General features: G+C 54.8%; 1 protein-coding gene. It reads right to left on the bottom strand.

Annotated elements, in window-relative coordinates:
* The coding region (locus FDX22_RS12080; protein ID WP_186805296.1) for a Sua5/YciO/YrdC/YwlC family protein at nucleotides 1-228 on the bottom strand (228 nt) is incomplete at both ends.

Here is a 228-nt window from a genome sequence, read left to right as displayed (position 1 = left end):
CCCGTCAAAGCATCTCTGATTTCCGAGGGATTCAAACGTCCGCCGGTATTACCTTCAACCACTGGAAAATCTTCCCCGAACTGCGCTCGTACTTCCTCTACCGTTCTGCAGGGTGCCAGTCCACTCAGATTGGCACTGGTAGAAACTAATGGCTTGCCATAAGCCTGGCACAATGCAACCACCAGCGGGTGATCCGTGACGCGCACGGCGAGCGAATCAAAACGACCG

It is taken from the genome of Citrobacter sp. TBCS-14 (assembly GCF_005280805.1).
GTDB lineage: Bacteria > Pseudomonadota > Gammaproteobacteria > Enterobacterales > Enterobacteriaceae > Citrobacter > Citrobacter gillenii.
The sequence above is the reverse complement of the archived record's forward strand: the minus strand, read 5'-3'. Positions and strand labels throughout refer to the sequence as shown.